Genomic DNA, 21,574 nt, shown 5'->3' on the forward strand with positions numbered 1-21,574 from the left:
CTGGATCACTTAAGCCGCCCACCACCGGACCGATGTTTGCGTCCGGAGGTGACTCATGGCTCGAAAAGCACTGCTGGCCCGGACGCAACGCGTCGTCGACGACGGCTTGGTCCTGGTTTCGCTGATCCTGCTGGTGTGGCCGGCGGCGAACACCGTCGGCGTGACATCGGCGGCCCGGCTTATTCCGCTGGCCGCAGCCATCTGTCTCGGCACGGCGATGCTGCTGGTGGCACCGGAGCGGCCGATGCTGCGCTTCGCTCCGACCGCCGCGGCGCTGGCGGTCAGCGCCATCCGGCACATCCAGGGCGAACTCGCGCGGGGTGCGATCTGGCTGTTGCTCGGCATGGCCGTGGCGGTGCTCTACCGCCGCTGGGCCGGAGCCGGCAGCAGCAAGGCCATGCTCCGCGAGATGACCACACAAAACGCCCTGCTCGTCCGCCAGGCCTACCGGGACCCGCTGACCGGGGTCGGCAACCGCAAGATGTTCCTGGAGCGCGCCGACTTCGAGCTGGGCGAGACGAGCCGCACCCTGACCGCGGTGATCGTGATCGACCTGGACGGGTTCCGCGACCTGAACGACACCTACGGCCACGAGGTCGGCGACAGCCTGCTGCGCGCCGCGGCCGACCGGCTGGCCGCGAACGTCCGGGCCAACGACGTCGTCGCGCGCCTCGACGGCGACGAGTTCGTGGTGCTGCTGTCCGGTCTGGAGGACGAGCAGGCCGCGATCGCGATCGCCGACCGGGTGCTCACCGAGCTGCACCGGCCGCTGGAGGTGAACGGCGTCAAGCTGGCCGTCCGGGCCAGTGCGGGCGTCGCGATGACCGCCGGCGGTGAGGGGATCGACCTGCTGCTGCGCGAGGCCGATCAGGCGCTGCACCGCGCCAAACTGGACGGTGGCGGCACGACCCGCCGGTTCGACCCGGAGCAGTTCGCCCTGGAGGAGCAGCGCCGCAAGGTCGGAGCCGACATCATGCGCGCCCTGGACGCCGGCGAGTTCGAGGTGCACTACCAGCCGATCGTGGACCTGGACGGCGAACAGACCGTCGGCGTCGAGGCGCTGCTCCGCTGGCAGCACCCGGAGCAGGGGCTGGTCTCGCCCGAACGCTTCCTGGAGATGGCCGAGCAGCTCGGCCTGCTCCCCCGGCTCGGCGGCTGGGTGCTCGAGGAGGCCTGCCGACAGGCGGTCCACTGGCAGCGGCAGTTCCCCGGCTTCGAGATGAACGTCAACCTGTCCGCCTCCCAGCTCAGCAACCCGTTCCTCGTCGCCGACGTGCGGACGGTGCTGGAGTGCACCGGCCTGCGGCCGGAGCACCTGGTGCTGGAGCTGACCGAGTCGGTCGCGCTGACCGACCTGGAGGAGTCGGCGCGGATCCTGGGCGAGCTGAAGGCGCTCGGGGTGCGAATCGCGCTGGACGACTTCGGCACCGGGTTCTCCTCGCTGAGCCACCTGAGTGCGCTGCCGGTGGACGTGGTCAAGATCGACCGGTCGTTCGTGCAGGCGATGCCGGAGAGCGGCGAGGCGTCGGTGGCCGAGGCGGTGCTGCACATCGCGCGGACCTTCAACCTGTCGCCGGTCGCCGAGGGCGTCGAGCACGCCGCGCAGGCGGACTGGCTGCGGGACCTGGCGTGCAGCCGGGCGCAGGGATACCACTTCGCCAGGCCGATGCCGGCCCTTGAGGTCACCGAGTTGCTGGACAAACAGGCCGAGCAGGAAAGCCCGCTGGCGACCTAGAGCGGCGGAAGATCGATGTCGGTCTCCAGGCGCTGAGAGGCGGCGGTCACCCGGAAGATCGGGTGGCCGTCGCCGTACGCTTTGGCCAGCGCCGCCAGCGCCTGCTGCTGCGCCGCCTCGTCCTGATCGGCGAGCGCCAGATTCCACGCGCAGGCCACCGTGTCCGGATGGTCGGCGCCACGGACCACCCGGGACCGGCGCAGCGTGTCCGCGGCCAGCTCCCGGGCCCGCTGCGCCTCACCGGCCGCGAACAGGTCGGCCGCCAGCCCGTTCGCGCAGCTCAGCGTGAACGGGTGATCGGCGCCGACACTGCGCCGCAGGCCGCCGAGCACCTCCTCGTCGATGGTGCGCGCCTCGGCGTGCCGGTCGGCCGCCCGGACCACCCCGGCCAGCCCGGCGGAGGCGGCCAGCGTGAACGGATGCTCGTCGCCGAGCACCGCGTGGAACCGGATCACCGCCCGTTCCAGCAGCTCGTGGGCGCCGGTCAGGTCACCGGCCGCACGCACGCAGTTGGCCAGCGAGACCGCGGTGGCCAGGGTGTCCACGTTCAGGTCGCCGAACCTCCGCCGATAGGCGGCCAGGTTGGCGGTGGCCAGCTCACGGGCTTCCGGCGCGCCGCGGCGGTACGCGGCCATCGCGGTCAGCCGGCCGGCCCAGAGAGCGAACGGGTGGTCCTCGGCGACCTGCTCGGAGTGCCCGGCCAGAACGGCGCCGACCCCGGCGTAGTCGCCGAGGCCGAACAGGTCGTAGGCGAGCGCGGCCCGGGACGACCACGTCTCCGGGTGCCCGTCCACGAAGATCGACTGCCGGTGCCGGAGGGTCTGCTCGTCCAGTGCCCGGGCGCCCCGGAAGTCGCCGAGCAGCCGCAGGTCGATGGCGAGGTTGTTGGCGCAGCGCAGCGCGGTCGGGAAACTCTCCCCGAGGAGCCGGCGGTAGCGCACCAGGTTGTCCGCGTCGAGCTGCCGGGCCTGACCGAAATGGCCCTGCACCCGCAGGTCGCCGCCGACGCTGTTGGCGGTGGCCAGGGTCGCCTCGTCGTCCGCGCCGAACACCTCCCGCTGCAGGCGCAGGGTCCGCAGATTCAGGTTCCGGGCGTCGGCCGTGCGCCCCACCGCGCGCAGCGCGTTGGCCAGATGGAACGAGGCGAGCAGGGTCTGCTCGGCGGACTCGCCCAGCCCGTCACGCCAGCGGGCCACCGCGGCGCCGGCCAACTCACGGCTGGAGTCGTGGTCGCCGCGGGAGAAGTGGAAGCGGATGCAGTTGATGACCAGCTGGCGCACCTCCTCGGCGTCGCCGCCGAGCAGGTCCGAGTGGATCAGGTGCGGGGCCAGCTCCGCGTAGCGGTACCAGCCGGCCGGGTCGTCCGGGTCGCCCGGGTCGGCCGCGGCGAGCATCCCGCGTACGGCCCGCTGCAGTTCGGCGTGCCGCTCCGAGCTGAGCTCCTGGCCGAACATGCCCCGGATCAACGGGTGCACGGTGAGCCGCTCCCCGGACGGGTCCAGCCCGGCCAGCCCGAACCGGGCGATCCGCCGCATCGCCGCCCGCACTCGGCGTTCGACCCGGACGGTCCGGGCCACCTCCGGCGGAAGCGGCAGGGTGCGCGCCGCCCAGAGCAGCCGCCACGAGATCGGGGCGCTGGCCAGGAACGTGCAGAGCTCGAGCAGCATCCGGTCGGCCGGGGCGGCCTCACCGAGCGCGTCGGCGGCCAGGCCCCAGGCCACCCGGATCGGGGTGGGGAACGCGAGCTCGGCGGCGCGGCGGTCGTAGCGGTCCAGGTATTCACCGACCGGCCAGCCGGTCGCGGTCCGCACCGAGGACGCCAGATCCAGTGCGATCGGCACGTCGCCGAGCCGGGCCGCGAGCCGGTCGGCGTCCTGGAGGGAGAGCTCGGGCGCGCGGGCGCGGAGCATGTCGACGGCGTCCGCCCGGTCGAATCCCGGCACCGGCAGGGCCTGCGCAACCTCGGCCGTCCAGCGCGGGTTGCGGCTGGTCACGAGCACGTGCCCGGCCCCCGAGGGCAGGTAGGGCATGATGTCCTCGGGCCGGTTCGCGTTCTCGAAGACGACCAGCCAGCGCCGGTACGGCTCGCCCCGGCTCAGCGCGTCGCGGACCGCGCCCAGGGTGCGGTTGAGATCCCGCGCCTCGGGCAGCCCGAGACTCTGGGCCAGCCCGGCGAGAGCCGCCCGCAGCACGGCGTTCTGCTCCGCGGGGATCCACCAGACGAGGTCGTACAGATCCGCATGGCGGTAGGCGTACTCCACCGCCAGTTGGGTACGTCCTGTCCCGCCGAGTTGATGATCCGGGCTCGGCAGGAGCACGACCGGACCGTTGCCGAGCATGTCGCGCACGCGGGTCAGCAGTTCCTCACGGCCCACGAAGCGGGGATTGCGCGGCGGCAGACCGCCACGGATCGGCACACCGCGCTCCTCACGTCTTGGTGATGCCGATTACCGTACGTGGAACCCCCGCCACAGCAAAGCGGCACGCGCCCGCGAGACGGAAGGCACCCCGGTGACCGAAGAAGTGACGAGCCTGGATGCCGACGGCGACATCATCACCGTGGCACTGCGCGGCGAGATCGATGTACTGACCGTCGAGCAGGTGCGGCTGGCGCTGGGCGAGGCGGTCGCCCGCCGGCCACGGCAGCTCGTGGTCGACATGGCCGACGTGGCGTTCATCGACTCGACCGGGCTCGGAGCACTGGTCTCCGGCTTCCAGCGGGCCCGCGATCAGGAGATCGACTTCCGGCTGGCCCGGCCGAGCCACAACGTACGGCAGATCCTGATGCTGAGCGGCCTCCTCGAGGTCGTCCCGGTCCTTCCGTAGCCGGCACTAGGCCTTGGCCGCCGGGACGGCGAGGCCGAGGCCCGGGGCGATCGGCTTGAGGTGCTTTCCGGCGAAGAGCATCAGGCTCAGGATCGAGCCCAGCAGGGCCAGGCCGCCGGCCGAGTACCAGGCCCAGGTGTACGCGCCGAACTGGTCCCGGACCAGGCCGGCCGCGGTGGTCGCGATCGCCGCGCCGATCTGGTGCGAGGCGAACACCCAGCCGAAGACGACCGGTCCGGCCGCACCGAAGTACTCCCGGCACAGGGTGACCGTGGGCGGGACGGTGGCCACCCAGTCCAGGCCGTAGAAGATGATGAAGACCAGCATTCCGGGGTGCGCGGTGGCGGCCAGGATCGACGGCAGGATCAGCAGCGACAGCCCGCGCAGCGCGTAATAGCCACCGAGCAGGATCCGGCTGTCCACCCGGTCGGTGAGCCAGCCCGAGGCGATCGTCCCGACGATGTCGAAGACGCCGACCAGGGCGAGCAGGCCCGCCGCGGTCGTGTTCGGCATGCCGTGGTCGTGCGCGGCCGGGATGAAATGCGTGCCGACCAGCCCGTTGGTGGTCGCCCCGCAGATCGCGAACCCGCCGGCGAGCAGCCAGAACGCCCTGGTCCCGGCGGCGTCGCGGAGCGCGCGCAGGGCGGTGCGGGCGGCCCCGCCGGTCGGCTTCGGCGGCAGCTCGGTGACGCCGCCGAGGGCGGTCACCCCCAGGTCGGCGGGGTGGTCCCGGAGCCGCCACAGGATGAGCGGCACGACCAGGAGCGCGACCACCGACACGGTGAGCGCCGCCGTGCGCCAGCCGCTGGACTCGACGATCCGGGACAGCACCGGCAGGAAGATCAGGTTTCCGGTGGCGCCGCCGGCCGTGAGCACGCCGGTGACCAGGCCACGGTGCCGGACGAACCAGCGGCCGGTGATGGTGGCGACGAAGCCCAGGGCGAGCGTGCCGGTGCCCAGCCCGACCAGGACGCCCCAGCAGAGCATCAACTGCCAGCTTGCCCGCATCCAGATGGTCAGCCCGGAGCCGAGCGCGACCAGGGCGAGCGCGGCGGCGGCGACCCGGCGGATGCCGAACTTGGCCATCAGGGCCGCGGCGAACGGCGCGGTCAGGCCGTAGAGCAGCAGGTTCACCGAGACCGCAGCGGAGATCGTGCCGAGCGACCAGCCGAACTCGGCGTGCAAGGGCTCGATCATGACGGAGGGCGTGGAGCGGAACCCGGCCGCGCCGATCAGCGCGATGAAGGCGACCGCGGCGACCGACCAGGCGGGGTGGAGGCGTGCTTTCACGATCATGATTCTCCGGAATCCGGCCGGTCCGGACGAGTGGCCGGGAGGCCATCATGCGCAAGAATCAGGCCATGGCTCACCAGATCGCGGTACTCGTCCTCGACGGCGTCGTCCCCTTCGACCTCGGGACGCCGGCCCAGGTGTTCGGCTCCGCCCGCACCGGCCCGGAGCGGGAGCGCCTTTACGAGCTGCTGTTCTGCGGGGAGGGGCCGGTGCGCACCGAGGCCGGCTTCACGGTGACGCCGGACCACGACCTGAGCGTGACTGAGCGGGCGGACACGGTCCTGGTCCCGGGCATCCACACCGGCGGCCCGGTCACCGACGGCTCGCTGCCCGAGGCGGTCCGCGAGGCGCTGCTCTCGGCGTCCCGGCGCGGCGCCCGGATCGTGTCGATCTGCACCGGCGCCTCGGTGCTGGCCGCCGCCGGCCTGCTGGACGGTCGCCCGGCCGCCACCCACTGGGCCTGGGCGCGGCGGATCGGCGGGCTCTATCCGCGGGTGAACTGGGATTTCGACGTGCTCTTCGTCGACGACGGCGACGTGCTCACCTCGGCCGGCGTGGGCGCCGGCGTGGATCTCTGCCTGCACATCGTGCGCTCCGACCACGGGGCCGAGGTGGCCAACGGGGCGGCCCGCCGGTGCGTGGTGCCACCCTGGCGGGACGGTGGTCAGGCGCAGTACATCGAGCGCCCGGTCCCGCCCGCCGCCGGCACCGGCACCGAGCCGACCCGGAGCTGGGTGCTGGACCGGCTGAGCGAGCCGGTCTCGCTGGAGGAGATGGCCGGGCACGCCCGGATGAGCGTGCGCACGTTCACCCGACGGTTCCGCGACGAGACCGGCTCCAGTCCGCGGCAGTGGCTGCTGCGCCAGCGGGTCGAGCACGCCCGGCTGCTGCTGGAATCGACCGACCTCGGGGTGGACGTGGTGGCCCGCCGCGCCGGGCTGGGCAGCGCGACCGCCCTGCGACAGCACCTGCAGGCCACGATCGGGGTGGCCCCGTCGGCGTACCGCAGGACGTTCCGGCACGCGGGTTAGCGGCTCAGCTTTGCGGCGGGATGTCCGATAGAGGGATGTATACCCTGTGCCGCCGCGCTTGAGGACTCCATGGACCAGACCTTCCGTCCGCTGCTCGACGCCCTGAAGCAGATCGGCGTCGATGCGCAGGCGGTCGACGCGGCGGCCGCGGAGGCCCAGCGCACCGGCCGCCCGGTACGCGCGATCCTGATCAACGACCAGGTGGTCACCGAGGAGCAGCTGACCCTGGCGGCGGCCACCGCGTTCGGGATCAACACCCTGGACCTGGTCGGCTACACCCCGGACCCGACCGCGCTCAAGCGCATCCCGCTCCCCGTGGTGCTCCGGCACCGGGTGCTCGGCCTGGCGATCAACGACGGCGAACTCGTGGTCGGCATCACCGACCCGGCCGACGTGGTGGCGCTGGACGACGTCCGGGCGGCGACCGGCATGACGGTCCGCCCGGTGGTGGTGGCCCGCTCCGAGGTCCGGCGGATCATCGAGAAGCTGCAGCGCGAGGACAGCGACCTCGGCGACCTGGCCGACGCGGTGCTGGACGACTCGACCGGGATGACCGCGCAGCAGACCAGCACCGACGATGCCCCGATCGTCCGGTACGTGAACAGCCTGATCGAGCAGGCGGTCATGAACCGCGCCTCCGACCTGCATCTGGAGCCGACCGAGGACGACATGCGGGTGCGCTACCGGATCGACGGCGTGCTGCACGAGGTCGATCTGGTGCCGCGCGGCGTGATGGCGGCGCTCACCTCCCGCCTCAAGATCATGTCAGGCGTCGACATCACCGAGAAGCGGATCCCGCAGAACGGCCGGATCACCGCGCTGATCCGGGACCGCACGGTCGACCTGCGGACCGCCACGCTGCCCACGGTCTGGGGCGAGAAGATCGTGCTGCGAGTGCTGGACACCGGCGGCGGCATCGATCTGGACATCGGCAAGCTCGGCTTCACCCAGCACAACCTCGACCGGTTCTCCGCGTCCTTCCGGAAGCCGCACGGGATGGTGCTGGTCACCGGCCCGACCGGGTCGGGCAAGTCGACCACGCTCTACTCGACGCTGGGCCAGATCAGCAAGCCGGAGATCAACGTGATCACTGTCGAGGACCCGGTCGAGTACCGCCTGCGCGGCATCAACCAGGTGCAGGTGAACGCGAAGGCCGGGCTGACCTTCGCCGCGGTGCTGCCGGCCATCCTGCGCTCCGACCCGGACGTGGTGCTGATCGGCGAGATCCGGGACGGCAACACCGCGCAGATCGCCGTCGAGGCTTCCCTCACCGGTCACCTGGTGCTCTCCACGCTGCACACCAACGACGCGCCCGGCGCGGTCACCCGGCTCACCGAGATGGGCATCGAGCCGTTCCTGGTCGGCTCCTCGCTGGACTGCGTGCTGGCCCAGCGGCTGGCACGACGGCTCTGCGACTGGTGCAAGGAGGCCTACACCCCGACCGAGGAGGAGGTGATGGCCGCGCACTGGCCCCTGGAGGATCTTGCCTTCCCGACCCTGCTCTACCGCCCGGTCGGCTGCCGGAACTGCGCGAACACCGGGTACCGGGGCCGGATCGCGCTGCACGAGGTGATGCCGATCAGCCCGGAGATCGAGTCGCTGACCATCCGCCGCGCCTCGGCCGGCGAGATCCGCGAGGTCGCGCTCGCCCAGGGCATGTACGACCTGCGCGCCGACGGCCTCGCCAAGGCCGTCGCCGGGTTGACCTCGGTGCGCGAGGTGTCCCGAGTAGCAGTCTGACGGCACCCGTCCCGCTACTAAACCGGCTTGCAACGGTGCCGATTCATCAAACGTTGATACGCGAAATGAGTTGATACGCGAAATGAGAGGCCGGGACGGCAGATGGACATGCTCGAGCGCGGGGCGCGACAGGCGGCGACCGCCGGTTCGGATGACCTCGCAGTGCTCGACCAGCTGCTGATCACGCTGGTCGAATCGCGCGGCTCGGACCTGCACCTGACGGTGGGCTCGCCCCCGATGATGCGGGTGGACGGCGAGCTGCGCCCGGTTCCGGGGTACGGCAAGCTGAACGCCGCGGACACCGGCCTGCTGGCCCGCGCCGCGGTCTCCCCGGCCCAGTGGGAGACGTTCCAGCGCGACCAGGAGCTGGACTTCGCGCACAGCATCGTCGGCGTCTCCCGTTTCCGCGGCAACCTCTACATGCAGCGCAACTCGTGCGGCGTGGTCTTCCGGGCGATCCCCCACAAGATCAAGGCCCTGGACGAGCTGGGCATGCCGGAGTCGATCGCCCGCTTCGCCTACCTGCCGCGCGGCCTGGTGCTGGTGACCGGCCCGACCGGTTCCGGCAAGACCACCACCCTGGCCGCGATCCTCGACCTGGCCAACCGCAGCCGGGCCGAGCACATCCTCACCATCGAGGACCCGATCGAGTTCCTGCACCCGCACAAGCGCAGCATCGTCAACCAGCGCGAGGTCGGCTCGGACACCGAGACCTTCGCCAGCGCCCTGAAGCACGCGCTCCGGCAGGACCCGGACATCATCCTGGTCGGCGAGCTGCGTGACCTGACCACGACGTCGACCGCGCTGACCGCGGCCGAGACCGGTCACCTGGTGCTGGCGACGCTGCACACGCAGAGCGCCACCCAGACCATCGACCGGGTGATCGACATCTTCCCGCCGCACCAGCAGCTGCAGATCCGCGCGCAGCTGGCGGCCAGCCTCCAGGGTGTGATCACCCAGGCGCTGGCGCCGCGGGCGGACGGCAAGGGACGTCAGGTGGTCTGCGAGATCCTGACCGCGACGCCGGCCATCCGGAGCCTGATCCGGGAGGGCAAGTCGCACCAGATCCCGTCGTTCATGCAGGCCGGTAGCAACGAGGGCATGCTCGCCTTCGACCAGCACCTGGCCGAGAAGGTGCGCGAGGGCGTCATCACGATGCAGACCGCCCTGGAGATCAGTCATTCACCGGAGGAGCTCAAGCGGCTCGTCGGGCGGAACTGACCGTGGCGGCCAACAAGACTTTCGCCTACAACTCCATCGACGCCTCGGGCAAGAAGGCCAAGGGGACCATCCAGGCCCCGAACGAGGCGGCCGCCGGCCACCTGCTCCGGCAGCGTGGCGAGGTGCCGCTCGGCCTGACCGAGGCGGGCCAGGGTCTCCAGCGTGAGATCAAGATTCCCGGGCTGGGCAACCGGGTCAAGCTCAAGGACCTGGCGGTCTTCGCCCGGCAGTTCGCGACGATGACCGCCTCCGGCATGTCGTTGCTGCGCTCCCTGTCGATCATGGAGGAGCAGACCTCTTCGCCGGCGCTGAAGAAGGCGATCGGCGAGGTGCGCACCGACGTGGCGGCCGGCAACGGGCTCTCGGCGTCGATGGCCAAGCACGACCGGATCTTCCCGCGACTGATGGTCGCGATGATCCGGGCGGGTGAGACCGGCGGCATGATCGAGCGGGCGCTCGAGCAGATCGCCGACAGCCTGGAGAAGGACACCGCGCTCCGCGGCAAGATCAAGGGCGCGCTGACCTACCCGGCGATCGTGCTGGGCTTCACCTTCGTGCTGATCGCGGCAATGCTGATCTTCATCGTCCCGATCTTCGAGGGGATGTTCAAGAGCCTCGGCGGCGAACTGCCCGCGATCACCCAGGTGCTGGTCACGACGAGCCACAACATGTGGTGGATCGGTCCGCTGGTGCTGATCCTCGGGATCGGCGGCATGCTCGCCTACAAGCACCAGGTGCGGACCAGCGCCAGCTTCCGCCTCAAGGTGGACCGGCTGAAGCTCCGGATGCCGGTCTTCGGCCCGCTGTTCCAGAAGCTGGCGATGAGCCGGTTCTCCCGGAGCCTCGGCCTGCTGCTGAACGTCGGCGTGCCGGTGATGCAGGCGCTGGCGGTCGTCGGTGAGACCACCGGCAACGAAGTGATCAACATTGCCATGAAGGACATCCAGAACACCGTCCGTGACGGTCAGCCGATGTCCTCGGCGATGCGCAACCACAAGGTTTTCCCCGAGATGGTCAACCAGATGATCGAGGTCGGGGAAGAGAGCGGTCAGATCAGTCAGATGCTCGACAAGGTTGCCGATTTCTATGACAGAGAAGTCGACGCCGCCGCCGAGTCGCTGGCCGCCTCGATCGAACCGATCATGGTGCTCGTCATGGGTGCGGTGGTCGGCGGCATGGTCGTCTGTCTCTACATGCCGATGTTCACCATCTACGAGAACATCCAGTCGAGCTGACCTCCGGCGTGCGACGAGCACGCGAGGCAATACCCGGCCGACTCCCGACGGCCGGTCATCCTTTCCTGCTCCACTCACCCCACCCGCCCCTGGAGGCACTCCCCATGCAGAACGTCATCGACCGCCTCGTCGCCAAGCAGGACGAGATCCGCGCCAAGCAGGACGACAAGGGATTCACCCTGATCGAGCTCCTGGTCGTGGTGGTCATCATCGGCGTCCTGGTCGCGATCGCCGTCCCGGTCTACCTGAACTACCGCCAGGGCGCGGCCGACAAGTCGGCCCAGTCCGACGTGCGGGGCGCCATCAGCGCCGTGGAGCAGTACTACACCAGCAACAACAACACCTTCCCGGCCACCAGCAGCAACTTCACCAGCGGCGGCAGCTCGATCACCCTGGCCAAGCAGACCAACGGCGTCGACGGCACCATCACCGTCTCGGACAAGACCAAGCTGACCTACCTTCTCAACGCCGACAACAGCTACACCATCTGCGCGATGAACGACGGCGGCACCAAGGGCAAGGTCTACGTCTACAAGAGCGCGAGCGGTGGCTCTGTCGGCGTCGGCGACAGCACCGTCAAGGTCACCGCCACCGGCTGCTCCTGATCCGACAACAGCCTCGGCAACGCACTGAACGGGTGGCGCCACCTCGAGGTGGCGCCACCCGCACTACGTGAGAGGAGCCCGACATGCCGCTGGTCCCGTTGCTGGTCGTCGCCGGTGTTCTCGGGCTCGCGGTGGGCTCGTTCCTGAACGTCGTGATCCACAGGGTCCCCCGCGACGAGTCGCTGGTCCGGCCCGGCTCGCACTGCCCGGACTGCGGCCACGCGGTCCGTAACCGGCACAACGTCCCGGTGCTCGGCTGGCTCCTGCTGCGCGGCCGGTGCGCCGACTGCGCCACCCCGATCAGCGCCCGATACCCGCTCGTCGAGGCAGGCTCCGCCGCGCTCTTCGTCGCGGTGGCCGCGCGGTTCGGCTGGTCCTGGGCGCTGCCCGGTTACCTCTACCTGGCCGCCGTCGCAATCGCCCTGGCCGTGATCGACCTCGACGTGATGCGGCTCCCCAACAAGATCGTCCTTCCCTCGTACGCGGTCGCCACCGCCCTGCTGGTCCCGGCCGCCCTGCTGGCCGGCGACCCGGGCGCCCTGCTCCGGGCCGCGGCCGCCGCGGTCCTGCTCTACCTGCTCTATCGCCTGCTCAGCATCTGGGGCATGGGTGGCGGCGACGTCAAACTCGCCCCGCTGCTCGGCTTCTATCTCGGCTGGCTCGGCTGGGGTGCGGTGGCGGTCGGCGCGTTCGCCGGCTTCCTGCTCGGCGGCCTGGTCGGCGCGGTCCTGCTGCTCACCCGGGTGGCCGGGCGCAAGAGCCGGGTCCCGTTCGGGCCGTACATGCTGGCCGGCGCGTTCCTCGCGGTCTTCGCCGCAGCGCCGATCACGGACTGGTACGCCGATCTGCTTACCCCGCTCACGTACTGACCGATAGCCCGTAGGAAGACGGCAAGGAAGGAAGACCTGTGGCTGGCGCACCACCGATCGGGCTGGACATCGGCTCGTCCTCGATCCGGGCCGTGGAGGTCCGCCGATCCAAGGACGAATACTCCCTGACCAACTTCGGGCAGGTCCCGCTCGACCCGGGCACCGTGCAGGGCGGCGTGGTCCAGGACCCGCTGCACGTCACCAACGCGCTCAAGCAGCTCTGGGCGGCCTGCCGGTTCGGCAGCAAGCGGGTCAGCCTCGGCGTGACCAATCCGCAGCTGGTGGTCCGCGAGATGTCCATCGCCAACCTGCCGGCCGGGCAGATGCGCCAGGCCCTGCCGTTCCAGGTCAAGGACGCGCTCCCGCTCGCCGTCGAGCGGTCGCTGCTGGACTTCTACCCGCTGGAGCAGCCCGGCGACAACCCGACCGTGCGCGGCCTGCTGATCGCCATGCCCAAGGACGCGGTGCTCGAAATGGTGCAGGCCGTGGAGAGCGCCGGCCTGCACGTGACCGGCGTCGACCTGGCCTCGTTCGCCCTGCTGCGCGCCGCCTCCCGGCTGGACACCCAGGTCGAGGCGATCGTCGACATCGGTGCCGACATCACCAGCGTGGTGGTGCACGCGGACGGCGAGCCGCTGTTCGTGCGTACCCTGCCGCGCGGCGGCTCGGAGATCACCGAGAGCATCGCCACTCGGCTCGGCATCCCGGCGCCGCAGGCCGAGGACCTCAAGTGCCGGCACGGCCTGGAGGGCGACGGCAACCCGGACAGCCCGGCCGCGGTCGCCGACGCGGTCCGCCCGCTCGCCAACGAGCTGCGCAGCTCCTTCACCTATCTGGCCTCCGGTGAGCGGCAGAAGCAGGTCACCCGGCTGTCGCTGTGCGGCGGCGGCGCCCTCATGCCCGGTCTCGCCCAACACCTGCAGCAGCAGCTCGGCATCGTGGTGATGTACGCGGACAGCACCTCCCGTCTGCGGGACACCCGCCGCGCCCGGGAGCGCGGCTTCGACAGTTTCGTGCCGTCGGCCGCCGTGTCGATCGGCCTCACCCTGGGAGCGGGCCGATGAGCACGACCGCCCTGATGCCACTGGACCCATCGGTCTCCCCGCAGCAGGCGGCCCGCATCCTGCCGATCCGTGCCAACCTGCTGCCGACGGACATCAGCGACGGTCGGCGGGCCCGGCGCACCCGTGCCGTCGTGCTCGTCGCGGTGGTGGTGGTGCTGGCTCTGCTCGGCAGCTGGTACTGGCAGGTGGTCTCGCTGCAGCAAGAGGCTGAGACCGATCTCGAGCTAGTCACCCAGCAGGTGGTCAGGGCGCAGCGGGATCAGAGCAAGTACAAGGATCTGAACACCACCAAGAACACCAACAAGGTCCTGTCCGGCCAGCTGAGGACCCTGATGGCGGACGACCTGGCCTGGCAGACCCTGCTCGACCTGGTGCGCACCACCGGGGCCGACGCCGAGGCGAGGGCCACCAAGATCGACGGCTCGCTGTCCGAGGACGGCACGGCGGGCGGCGGCGACGTGATCGGCCATCTCTCCGTCACCGGCACGGCGAAGGACAAGAAGGCGGTCGCCGCATACATGAAGGCGCTCGCCGGGCTCACGAAGAAGGGCATCGCCGACCCGTTCGTCACCAACGTATCCGACGCCGACGGCGGCGGTGTCGACTTCAGCCTGACCGCTTCGATCACCAAAACCGCGCTCTGCGGCCGCTTCAGCAAGACCACCTGCAAGTCCGGGAGTAACTGATGAGCCTGCTCCGCTCCGACCGCGTCTGGCTCTTCGGCGGCATCATCCTGGTCGCGCTGCTGGTCGCTTCCGGCTGGTTCCTACTGATCAGCCCGAAATACACCCAGGCGTCCGACCGGCGCGGCCAGGTGGAGGACACCACGACTCAGCTCTCCAAACTGCGCAAAGGTCTGGCCGACCTGAAGGCGGACAACGAGAACCTCACGACCTACAAGGCCAAGAAGGCGGCCTACCTGAAAGCGCTGCCGTCCGGTGACGACATCCCCGCCTTCCTGACCCAGTTGCAGACCATGGGCACCAAGCTGAAGGTCAACGTGGCCGCGTACTCCGCCTCGGGCCGGACCAAGTCCGACGCCGTGACCACGGTCGAGGAGCTGCCGATCACGCTCAGCGCGACCGGCAAGGTCGCCGATATCAGCAAGTTCGTGAGTCAGCTCCAGAACACCCAGCCCCGGGCGGTGCTGATCGACACGGTTAGCGTGGAGTTCAAGGACGGCAACGCGGCGCTGTCGCTGACCCTGACCGCCTTCCGCAACACCGCCGACACGACCACTGCGGTGACCACCGGCTAGGGCACCGGGCCGTCGGCGGGCGCCAGCAGCGTGGCGGCGACGTCGAAGCCGGGACGGCGGAGCACGTACCTGGTGATGCCCCACCGTCGTTCGTTCTCGGCCAGCTTGGCACGGAGCTCACCCACGGTGCCGGCCATCACGTACGGCGTGAGCGCCACCTCGGCCTCGCTGATCCCCGCCAGCTTCGCCCACTCCGCGTACGTCGCGCCGGCGTCATCGGTGACCTCGAGCCGCTGCACCAACGCCTCCACCGGCTTCCCGCCGGTCAGCTCCACCTGCGCGTCCACCTGGTCGGGGTGGTACCGCGCCTCGTGCATGTGCCCGTCGGCCAGGGTCCGGCCCAGCCCGGAGAGCCCGATCAGGTCGGCGTGTTCCGCGGCCCACCGCAGCAGCCGGGTGTTGCCCCCGCCGAACATCAGCGGCACCCGCTCCCGCACCGGGCGCGGCTTCTCCATCCCGTCACCGGCCAGCAGCCGCACGGTCGCCTCGGCCACCGCGATGCAGTGGTCCACGCGCTCACGCACGCTCGGACGCTCCCGGCCGACCGCGGCCCACTCCGCGGGGGTGTGCCCGGCCCCGATGCCGAGGATCGCCCGGCCGCCGGAGACCAGGTCGAGGGTGGCCACGTCGGAGGCGATCAGGATCGGCTCGCGGACGCCGGCGTTCAGCACGTTCGACCCGAGCTGGATCGTGCTGGTGACGGCGGCCGCGGCGGCCAGCGCCACGAACGGCGACGCGCAGGTGCCCGGGTGATCGGCGGCGTAGAGGGCGGCGAAGCCGGCGGCCTCGGCACGCCGGGCCAGGTCGAGCCAGTCGGCGGCGTCGTCGGGCTGCGCCTGCAGGGCGAAGGTGGTCATGGCCGAATTCTTCCCAGCGGCCGCCCCGGAGGCCGAATTCTTCTGCCGCGGGCAGAGCCGCCCGAGTCCCGGAACGCCGGGACCTTCGGCCCTGTTCCTCGGCAGATGAAGGGTCTTTGGTCCTAAGTCTCGGCGGAGGCCCGCCGAACAGGAGGGTCCACGAGGATGAAGGGGACGACCGCATGAACGAGAACCTGATCCTGATCGCCGACGACGACGCCGACGTTCGCGACCTGCTCGCGATGGCCCTGGAAGAAGCGGGCTACCGCGCAGTGGCCGCCAAGGACGGGAACACTGCGGCACGCATCCTCTCCGTTGCCAAGCCGATCGGCATGATCACCGACGTCCGGATGCCGGCCATGAACGGCATGGAGCTGTGCCAGTTGGCCCGCCGGAGCCCGGCGAACCAGGACATGGCGATCCTGATGGTCTCCAGCCACAGCCACGCCTACGACGTCGACGCCGGGCTGGTCTCCGGCGCGGACAGCTACCTGCCCAAGCCGATCTCCCCCAGGCAGCTGGTCTCCGAACTGAAGACCCTGATCAGCCGCCGCCAGCTCGCGGCCGCCTGACCGGTCCGGTCCAGGTCCGCCCGGGTTCCTGCCCAAACCCTTCGCCGGTACGCCCTAGGAGCCCTGTGACCAGGCCTTTCGGCCCAAGCTCCGTGGCCTTCGCGCGCGGCGTGGTCCCGGGCCGAGGCCGCAACGCGCCCGGCGGGCGCGCTGCGGCCTAGAGCGGGCAGGCGCCTCGCGCGAGACCGCCAGAGCGCTTGGGCCGAAAGGCCTGTCGACGGAACTCCTAGGTCGTACCGCCGACTTCGAAGTTTTACATCGCCGAATGTTCGCTCTGCGTGCCAAATCAGGTATCCGGCTACACACCGGCGGTCTCGTCCGCGGCCCAGGGGCAGACGGTTCGCCGTTCCTTTGGCATCATCTGCCTCGTGTTTCGCCTCTACTCCCTCTTCGCGCTGGTCGACCTGGCGCTGATCGTCATTGCCCTGATCGACTGCCTCTCGGCGGAGGAGTACGCGATTCGCGCCCTCCCCCGGGGCATCTGGGTCCTGCTGATCCTGCTGTTCTCACCGATCGGCCCGATCGTCTGGTTCGTCGCGGGCCGCCCGCCCCGCCCGGTCCAGTTGAGCAACGGCACGGTCTGGCGCCCGGGTTCCGGCTTTCCGGAGAATCAGCGTCCCGCTCGCAGCGGCCCGGTCGCCCCGGACGACGACCCGGAGTTCCTTCGCGGTCTGGCCGCCTCCCGCAAGGAGGACGAGCAGCTTCTGAAGAGCTGGGAGTCCGACCTCCGCCGTCGCGAGGAGGAGCTGCGCCGCCGGGAGTCCGGGTTCAAGTCCGGCGACGACGAGGCCTGACACTCGCATCTCGCCTCGGAGACGCGGCAGCGACGGACCCATTCACCGGATCCTGCGGGGACTCGTCCGGAAAGGCGCACCGGCCTCAGCTCGGGGAAGCCCGGGATTATCGCCGAACTCATCGAGACGGATGCCCCGTCGGCTGAATCTGCCAATCAGAAGGCGCGATTTGACCATTCGGATGAATTGGCCATCGGCCGAACAGTCACCTGGCGCCGAAACCCAAAAAGACGCCCGAAAAGGAGTGGTCGGCTTGTAAGAGGCAGAAGTTCTTAGGAGCAGGAGGGAGTGGAACGTTGAACAACTCGATGGCACGCACGCTGATGGCGGGCGTCGGACTCGTCGCTGCGGCGGCGTTCGGTGCCGCCCCTGCGGTCGCCTCCGTAGGCGACACAAACACGACGGCGGCCACCCAGGCACCGGGTCACTGGCCTGACGAGCCCGGACCTGGCGAGGTCCCGCACGTCCACCTGCCCGGCGGGGGCATCTACTACCCGCACGGACACCCGGGTGGCCACCAGCCTCCTTACAACCCATGGGGCCCCGAAAACCCCCATGCCGACCTGAACCACTGAAGCCTTACAGGCACTGAGCGAACGGTCGCGCCCTCCACGGCGCGGCCGTTTGCCGTCTGAGCCCGCGCTTCGAAACCCGTTCGAAGCGGCCCTCTGCGCGACATCAGGTGACTACTGAAGTTTGACGCAACCTGCGCCGCCATGTCGGCGAATACGGCAACAGACTGAGGATAACTTTCAATACTCAATGCCCTGACCGTTCAGGGGAGGTAATCATCGACCAAAAGGTCATCTAACCATGCAATCCGGAGAAAAGTCCGAAAGGTCATGGTTTGCTCGTCAATGCCAGTAATCGGTCGAGAGGAGCGGAACCATGAACGCCATGACACGCACGCTGATGGTCGGCATCGGACTCGTCGCCGGAGCGACGCTCGGAGCGGGCCCGGCACTCGCCGCACTGAACTGCGGCCCATGTGACCACGGCAACGGAGGCTGGAACGCCGGTGTTGACTGCGCCAACACGCCCGGAGCCGTGGACTGCTTAAGAGACAACGGGGCCCCGATTCTCGGCAACGGCGACTGCAACCACGGCGGGGAATACAACGGCGGCCCCTACGGCGGCGGCTACGGCGGCGGCTACTGAGCCGTCCGGATTCCAACCGGGATCTCCAGCGCTGGTCAGCCCGTCGCGTGGCGCGGGAACCGTCCACGGTTTCCGGGCCACGCCAATTACGGCGTCACCCTTCCACGCTTTGGCGACCTCGGCGAGGCGAGCGTCACCGGCGGCCATGAGGGCGGGGCGGGCTTGCTGCGACCCACGTGAACGAAAAAACGCCCGGACTTCAGTCCGGGCGTTTCGCAAGGGTGGAGCTGAGGGGACTCGAACCCCTGACCCCCACACTGCCAGTGTGGTGCGCTACCAGCTGCGCCACAGCCCCTTGCCGTTGTCCCCGGTGTCTCACCCGGGCACGCTGGAAATACTACACACCCCTGCGGGGCCCTCTGCAGGACCCCCTCAGTTCAGCGAGACGTCCGGGGGGAAGTGGGCCACCGCGGCCAGGATGTCTCCCTGGCGGCGCAGCACCATGGCCCACAGGTCGTCCGGCCGCTCCACGAACGGATCCCCGGGCAGGGCGTCGAAGACGAACCAGGATCCGGAGGCGATCTCCTCCTCCAACTGCCCGGCCGACCACCCGGAGTACCCGGCGAAGACCCGGATGTCGGCCACGTTCTCCTTCAGACGCTCCGGATCGGCGGAGAGGTCGAGGGTGCCCAGCGAGCCGGCGACCGGATGAAAACCGGTCACCCGCTTCTTCACCTCGGGGCGGGTGCGGGCCAGGCAGATCGCCGACTCGGGCTGCACCGGGCCGCCCTCGAAGAGCACGGCCGGATCGCCGGCCAGCTCGCCCCAGTTGCCGAGCACCTCGGCGACCGGGACCTCGGTGGCCCGGTTGAGCACCACCCCCAGGGCTCCGCCCGCCTCGTGGGCGACGAGCAGCACGACCGTACGGTCGAAATTGGGATCTTTGAGGGTGGGGGTGGCAACCAGCAGCTGACCGGTCATCGACTCCACCGACCGGCCTCCGATCCGCTGCCCCTCACCGAACATGGGATACCTGCCGCCCGTCCGACGTCAACGCCATGCTCAGCACGATAGCCTGCGTTTCCGGCCCTCGATAAGGTCTGCACATGAACCCGTCACCCCCGGCAGCAGAGATCGGCGTCATCGGCGGATCCGGCCTGTACGCACTCCTCGACGGCGCCATTGAACACCAGGTCGAGACGCCGTATGGTCCGCCATCCGACAAGATCACGGTGGCCGATGTCGCTGGCCGCCGTGTGGCGTTCCTGCCCCGGCACGGTCGCGATCACCGGTTCCCGCCGCACAAGATCCCCTATCGGGCGAATCTGTGGGCGCTGCGCTCGCTGGGGGTGCGCCAGATCGTCGCCCCGTGCGCGGTCGGTGGCCTGCGTCCCGAGCTCGGCCCGGGCACTTTCGTGGTGCCGGATCAGCTGATCGACCGCACCAGCGGCCGGGAGCAGACGTTCTACGACACCGGCGCGGTGCACGTCTCCTTCGCCGATCCGTACTGTCCGGACGGTCGCGCCGTGGTGCTGGATTCCGCCGCCCGGGTGAACGCGGTGGACGGTGGCACCATGGTCGTCGTCGAGGGCCCGCGCTTCTCGACCCGAGCCGAGTCCCGCTGGTTCACCTCGATCGGCGGCGCGATCGTGAACATGACCGGTCACCCGGAAGCGGTCCTCGCCCGGGAGCTGGCCCTCTGCTACACCGCTATCGCGCTGGTGACCGACCTGGACGCGGGTGTCGAGGGCGACCACGGCGTGACCCAGGAGGAGGTCTTCGCGGTCTTCGCGGAGAACACGGCCCGCCTCCGCGACGTACTGCTTGACGCCGTGACCAAGCTGCCCATACATCGGACCTGTGCCTGCAAGGATGCCCTGCAGGGCATCAAGATCCCATTCGACCTGCCGTAACGACGGAACGGACCGCGGCGCGAACGCCGCGGTCCACCCCGATCAGAACGCGCGCAGGATGTCGTTCACCCGGTCCTTGGCGTCGCCGAAGAGCATCGCGCTGTTCTCCCGGAAGAACAGGGGATTCTGCACACCGGCATAGCCCGACGCCATCGACCGCTTGAAGATGATGACCTCGGCCGCCTCCCAGACCTTCAGGACCGGCATACCCGCGATCGGGCTCCCCGGGTCCTCGGTGGCCGCCGGGTTGACCGTGTCGTTGGCGCCGATCACCAGCACCACCGACGTACGCGCGAAGTCCTCGTTGATCTCATCCATCTCGAGAACCACGTCGTACGGCACCTTCGCCTCCGCGAGCAGCACGTTCATGTGCCCGGGCAGGCGGCCGGCGACCGGGTGGATGCCGAAGCGGACGGCCACCCCCTTCTCGCGCAGCTTGCGGGTCAACTCGGCCACCCCGTACTGCGCCTGAGCCACCGCCATCCCGTACCCCGGCGTGATGATCACGGACTCGGCGGAGGCGAGCAGCTTGGCGACCGCGTCCGCCTGGATCTCCCGGTGCTCGCCGTAGTCCGTGTCGTCGGCCGGTCCGGCCTCGATCCCGAACCCACCGGCGATCACCGAGATGAAGGACCGGTTCATCGCCTTGCACATGATGTACGACAGGTACGCGCCGGAGGAGCCGACCAGCGCCCCGGTGACGATCAGCAGGTCGTTCGAGAGCAGGAAGCCGGAGGCCGCCGCGGCCCAGCCGGAGTAGCTGTTCAACATGGATACCACGACCGGCATGTCCCCACCGCCGATCGAGGCGACCAGGTGCCAGCCGAGCAGCAGCGCGATCGCGGTCACCGCGAGCAGCAGCCACAGGTGCGGGTCGATCACGAACCAGACCGTCAGCACGACGAACGCGCCGAGCGCACCCAGGTTGAGCAGGTTCTTGCCGGGCAGGGTGAGCGGCCGGGACTTCATCCGGGCCGACAGCTTGAGGAAGGCGACGATGGACCCGGTGAACGTCACCGCGCCGATGAAGACGCCGATGAACACCTCGGCGCTGTGGATGCCCAGCAGGCCCTGAGCCTCCAGGGCGGCCGCCTCGACGCCGTCCGGGTCCGCTTCGACGTGCAGGTATCCGTTCCAGCCGACCAGCACCGCGGCCAGACCGACGAAGCTGTGCAGCAGCGCGATCAGCTCCGGCATCCCGGTCATCTCGACCTTGCCGGCCCGGTAGAGACCGATGGTCGCGCCGATGCCGATCGCCACCAGCAGCAGCACCAGGCCGGTGCCGCTCAGGTCGCCGTCCACGGCCAGTGCGACCGTCGCGACCAGCGCCAGGGTCATGCCGAGGATGCCGAACAGATTGCCGAACCGGGCGGTTTCGTGCCGGGACAGGCCGGCCAGCGCCAGGATGAAGAGCAGGGCCGCGACTAGGTACGCCGCCTGGGCCGCCGTTTCGATGGTCATCG

The 21,574-nt window shown here is 70.0% G+C and carries 20 protein-coding genes and 1 tRNA gene; 15 read left to right on the forward strand and 6 right to left on the reverse strand.

Annotation, left to right across the window (positions count from 1 at the left end; translation table 11 throughout):
• Positions 1 to 55 precede the first annotated feature (55 nt).
• Positions 56 to 1,735 carry a putative bifunctional diguanylate cyclase/phosphodiesterase gene (locus CHC09_RS24490; protein ID WP_089295507.1) on the forward strand — a complete coding sequence of 560 codons (1,680 nt, stop codon included), beginning with the start codon at positions 56 to 58 and terminating at the stop codon, positions 1,733 to 1,735.
• Here CHC09_RS24490 and fxsT read toward each other — a convergent pair.
• Positions 1,732 to 4,152 carry an FxSxx-COOH system tetratricopeptide repeat protein gene (gene fxsT / locus CHC09_RS24495; protein ID WP_089295508.1) on the reverse strand — a complete coding sequence of 807 codons (2,421 nt, stop codon included), beginning with the start codon at positions 4,150 to 4,152 and terminating at the stop codon, positions 1,732 to 1,734. The two genes, CHC09_RS24490 and fxsT, sit on opposite strands and share 4 nt — an antisense overlap.
• A 94-nt stretch (positions 4,153 to 4,246) precedes the next feature.
• Here fxsT and CHC09_RS24500 point away from each other — a divergent pair, with 94 nt between their 5' ends.
• Positions 4,247 to 4,561, forward strand: a complete 315-nt coding sequence (locus CHC09_RS24500; protein ID WP_089295509.1) for an STAS domain-containing protein — start codon at positions 4,247 to 4,249, stop codon at positions 4,559 to 4,561.
• A 6-nt stretch (positions 4,562 to 4,567) separates the two neighbouring features.
• Here the strand turns inward: CHC09_RS24500 and CHC09_RS24505 are convergent, their stop codons facing one another.
• The gene (locus CHC09_RS24505; RefSeq protein WP_089295510.1) at positions 4,568 to 5,857 is read right to left on the reverse strand and encodes an MFS transporter; all 1,290 of its coding nucleotides are present in this window, start codon (positions 5,855 to 5,857) and stop codon (positions 4,568 to 4,570) included.
• Between the two features lie 47 nt (positions 5,858 to 5,904).
• Here CHC09_RS24505 and CHC09_RS24510 point away from each other — a divergent pair, with 47 nt between their 5' ends.
• The 9 genes from CHC09_RS24510 (at position 5,905) to pilO (ending at position 14,877) form a co-directional block, all read left to right on the forward strand.
• A complete protein-coding gene (locus CHC09_RS24510) occupies positions 5,905 to 6,885 on the forward strand; it encodes a GlxA family transcriptional regulator (RefSeq protein ID WP_089295511.1) in 981 nt (326 codons plus the stop codon).
• A gap of 69 nt (positions 6,886 to 6,954) precedes the next feature.
• Entirely contained in the window at positions 6,955 to 8,625 is a 1,671-nt protein-coding gene (locus CHC09_RS24515) for a GspE/PulE family protein (protein WP_089295512.1), read from the forward strand.
• 102 nt (positions 8,626 to 8,727) lie between these two features.
• Positions 8,728 to 9,846: a type IV pilus twitching motility protein PilT gene (locus tag CHC09_RS24520; protein ID WP_089295513.1), complete on the forward strand. Its 1,119-nt coding sequence runs from the start codon at positions 8,728 to 8,730 to the stop codon at positions 9,844 to 9,846.
• A 2-nt stretch (positions 9,847 to 9,848) separates the two neighbouring features.
• The gene (locus CHC09_RS24525; protein WP_089295514.1) at positions 9,849 to 11,081 is read left to right on the forward strand and encodes a type II secretion system F family protein; all 1,233 of its coding nucleotides are present in this window, start codon (positions 9,849 to 9,851) and stop codon (positions 11,079 to 11,081) included.
• A 104-nt stretch (positions 11,082 to 11,185) separates the two neighbouring features.
• Positions 11,186 to 11,686 carry a type II secretion system protein gene (locus CHC09_RS24530; RefSeq protein WP_089295515.1) on the forward strand — a complete coding sequence of 167 codons (501 nt, stop codon included), beginning with the start codon at positions 11,186 to 11,188 and terminating at the stop codon, positions 11,684 to 11,686.
• Positions 11,687 to 11,769: 83 nt separating this feature from the next.
• Complete coding sequence (locus CHC09_RS24535; RefSeq protein ID WP_089295516.1) at positions 11,770 to 12,555, forward strand: prepilin peptidase; 786 nt, start codon at positions 11,770 to 11,772, stop codon at positions 12,553 to 12,555.
• A gap of 38 nt (positions 12,556 to 12,593) precedes the next feature.
• The gene (gene pilM / locus CHC09_RS24540) at positions 12,594 to 13,619 is read left to right on the forward strand and encodes a type IV pilus assembly protein PilM (RefSeq protein WP_089295517.1); all 1,026 of its coding nucleotides are present in this window, start codon (positions 12,594 to 12,596) and stop codon (positions 13,617 to 13,619) included.
• Positions 13,616 to 14,305 (forward strand): hypothetical protein, encoded by a 690-nt coding sequence (locus CHC09_RS24545; RefSeq protein ID WP_089295518.1) that lies wholly within the window; start codon positions 13,616 to 13,618, stop codon positions 14,303 to 14,305. Before pilM ends, CHC09_RS24545 begins: the two co-directional genes overlap by 4 nt.
• Positions 14,305 to 14,877, forward strand: coding sequence for a type 4a pilus biogenesis protein PilO (gene pilO, locus CHC09_RS24550; protein WP_089295519.1), 573 nt, complete (start codon positions 14,305 to 14,307; stop codon positions 14,875 to 14,877). Before CHC09_RS24545 ends, pilO begins: the two co-directional genes overlap by 1 nt.
• Here the strand turns inward: pilO and CHC09_RS24555 are convergent.
• Entirely contained in the window at positions 14,874 to 15,734 is an 861-nt protein-coding gene (locus tag CHC09_RS24555; protein ID WP_089295520.1) for an LLM class flavin-dependent oxidoreductase, read from the reverse strand. The two genes, pilO and CHC09_RS24555, sit on opposite strands and share 4 nt — an antisense overlap.
• A 182-nt stretch (positions 15,735 to 15,916) precedes the next feature.
• On the opposite strand from CHC09_RS24555, the gene CHC09_RS24560 reads away from it, so the two are divergent.
• The 3 genes from CHC09_RS24560 to CHC09_RS24570 all read left to right on the forward strand — a co-directional run bounded on the left by CHC09_RS24560 (position 15,917) and on the right by CHC09_RS24570 (position 18,258).
• The gene (locus tag CHC09_RS24560; protein ID WP_089295521.1) at positions 15,917 to 16,306 is read left to right on the forward strand and encodes a response regulator transcription factor; all 390 of its coding nucleotides are present in this window, start codon (positions 15,917 to 15,919) and stop codon (positions 16,304 to 16,306) included.
• Between the two features lie 368 nt (positions 16,307 to 16,674).
• Positions 16,675 to 17,100, forward strand: a complete 426-nt coding sequence (locus tag CHC09_RS24565) for a PLD nuclease N-terminal domain-containing protein (protein ID WP_089295522.1) — start codon at positions 16,675 to 16,677, stop codon at positions 17,098 to 17,100.
• 888 nt (positions 17,101 to 17,988) lie between these two features.
• A complete protein-coding gene (locus CHC09_RS24570; RefSeq protein ID WP_089295523.1) occupies positions 17,989 to 18,258 on the forward strand; it encodes a hypothetical protein in 270 nt (89 codons plus the stop codon).
• A 222-nt stretch (positions 18,259 to 18,480) separates the two neighbouring features.
• On the opposite strand, the gene CHC09_RS24575 is transcribed toward CHC09_RS24570, so the two are convergent.
• Together CHC09_RS24575 and CHC09_RS24580 are read right to left on the reverse strand one after the other, a co-directional pair.
• A tRNA-Ala gene (locus CHC09_RS24575) sits at positions 18,481 to 18,553 on the reverse strand.
• Between the two features lie 77 nt (positions 18,554 to 18,630).
• Positions 18,631 to 19,224, reverse strand: a complete 594-nt coding sequence (locus CHC09_RS24580; RefSeq protein WP_089295524.1) for a YqgE/AlgH family protein — start codon at positions 19,222 to 19,224, stop codon at positions 18,631 to 18,633.
• A gap of 80 nt (positions 19,225 to 19,304) precedes the next feature.
• Between CHC09_RS24580 and CHC09_RS24585 the strand changes: the two genes are divergently transcribed.
• Positions 19,305 to 20,111: an S-methyl-5'-thioadenosine phosphorylase gene (locus CHC09_RS24585; protein ID WP_089295525.1), complete on the forward strand. Its 807-nt coding sequence runs from the start codon at positions 19,305 to 19,307 to the stop codon at positions 20,109 to 20,111.
• A gap of 42 nt (positions 20,112 to 20,153) precedes the next feature.
• Here CHC09_RS24585 and pntB read toward each other — a convergent pair whose 3' ends face one another.
• Positions 20,154 to 21,572 (reverse strand): Re/Si-specific NAD(P)(+) transhydrogenase subunit beta, encoded by a 1,419-nt coding sequence (pntB, locus tag CHC09_RS24590; protein ID WP_089295526.1) that lies wholly within the window; start codon positions 21,570 to 21,572, stop codon positions 20,154 to 20,156.
• Between the last annotated feature and the right edge of the window lie 2 nt (positions 21,573 to 21,574).

The sequence above is a fragment of the Actinoplanes regularis genome (genome assembly GCF_900188005.1).
GTDB classification, from domain to species: domain Bacteria; phylum Actinomycetota; class Actinomycetes; order Mycobacteriales; family Micromonosporaceae; genus Actinoplanes; species Actinoplanes regularis.

Coding starts and splice junctions, on each gene's coding strand:
- CHC09_RS24555 (WP_089295520.1), bottom strand. CDS start 15,734: ATGACCACCTTCGCCCTGCAGGCGCAGCCCGACGACGCCGCCGACTGG.
- CHC09_RS24505 (WP_089295510.1), bottom strand. CDS start 5,857: ATGATCGTGAAAGCACGCCTCCACCCCGCCTGGTCGGTCGCCGCGGTC.
- CHC09_RS24535 (WP_089295516.1), top strand. CDS start 11,770: ATGCCGCTGGTCCCGTTGCTGGTCGTCGCCGGTGTTCTCGGGCTCGCG.
- CHC09_RS24560 (WP_089295521.1), top strand. CDS start 15,917: ATGAACGAGAACCTGATCCTGATCGCCGACGACGACGCCGACGTTCGC.
- CHC09_RS24490 (WP_089295507.1), top strand. CDS start 56: ATGGCTCGAAAAGCACTGCTGGCCCGGACGCAACGCGTCGTCGACGAC.
- CHC09_RS24530 (WP_089295515.1), top strand. CDS start 11,186: ATGCAGAACGTCATCGACCGCCTCGTCGCCAAGCAGGACGAGATCCGC.
- CHC09_RS24520 (WP_089295513.1), top strand. CDS start 8,728: ATGGACATGCTCGAGCGCGGGGCGCGACAGGCGGCGACCGCCGGTTCG.
- CHC09_RS24510 (WP_089295511.1), top strand. CDS start 5,905: ATGCGCAAGAATCAGGCCATGGCTCACCAGATCGCGGTACTCGTCCTC.
- pilO (WP_089295519.1), top strand. CDS start 14,305: ATGAGCCTGCTCCGCTCCGACCGCGTCTGGCTCTTCGGCGGCATCATC.
- CHC09_RS24570 (WP_089295523.1), top strand. CDS start 17,989: ATGAACGCCATGACACGCACGCTGATGGTCGGCATCGGACTCGTCGCC.
- CHC09_RS24585 (WP_089295525.1), top strand. CDS start 19,305: ATGAACCCGTCACCCCCGGCAGCAGAGATCGGCGTCATCGGCGGATCC.
- pntB (WP_089295526.1), bottom strand. CDS start 21,572: ATGACCATCGAAACGGCGGCCCAGGCGGCGTACCTAGTCGCGGCCCTG.
- CHC09_RS24515 (WP_089295512.1), top strand. CDS start 6,955: ATGGACCAGACCTTCCGTCCGCTGCTCGACGCCCTGAAGCAGATCGGC.
- CHC09_RS24580 (WP_089295524.1), bottom strand. CDS start 19,224: ATGTTCGGTGAGGGGCAGCGGATCGGAGGCCGGTCGGTGGAGTCGATG.
- CHC09_RS24545 (WP_089295518.1), top strand. CDS start 13,616: ATGAGCACGACCGCCCTGATGCCACTGGACCCATCGGTCTCCCCGCAG.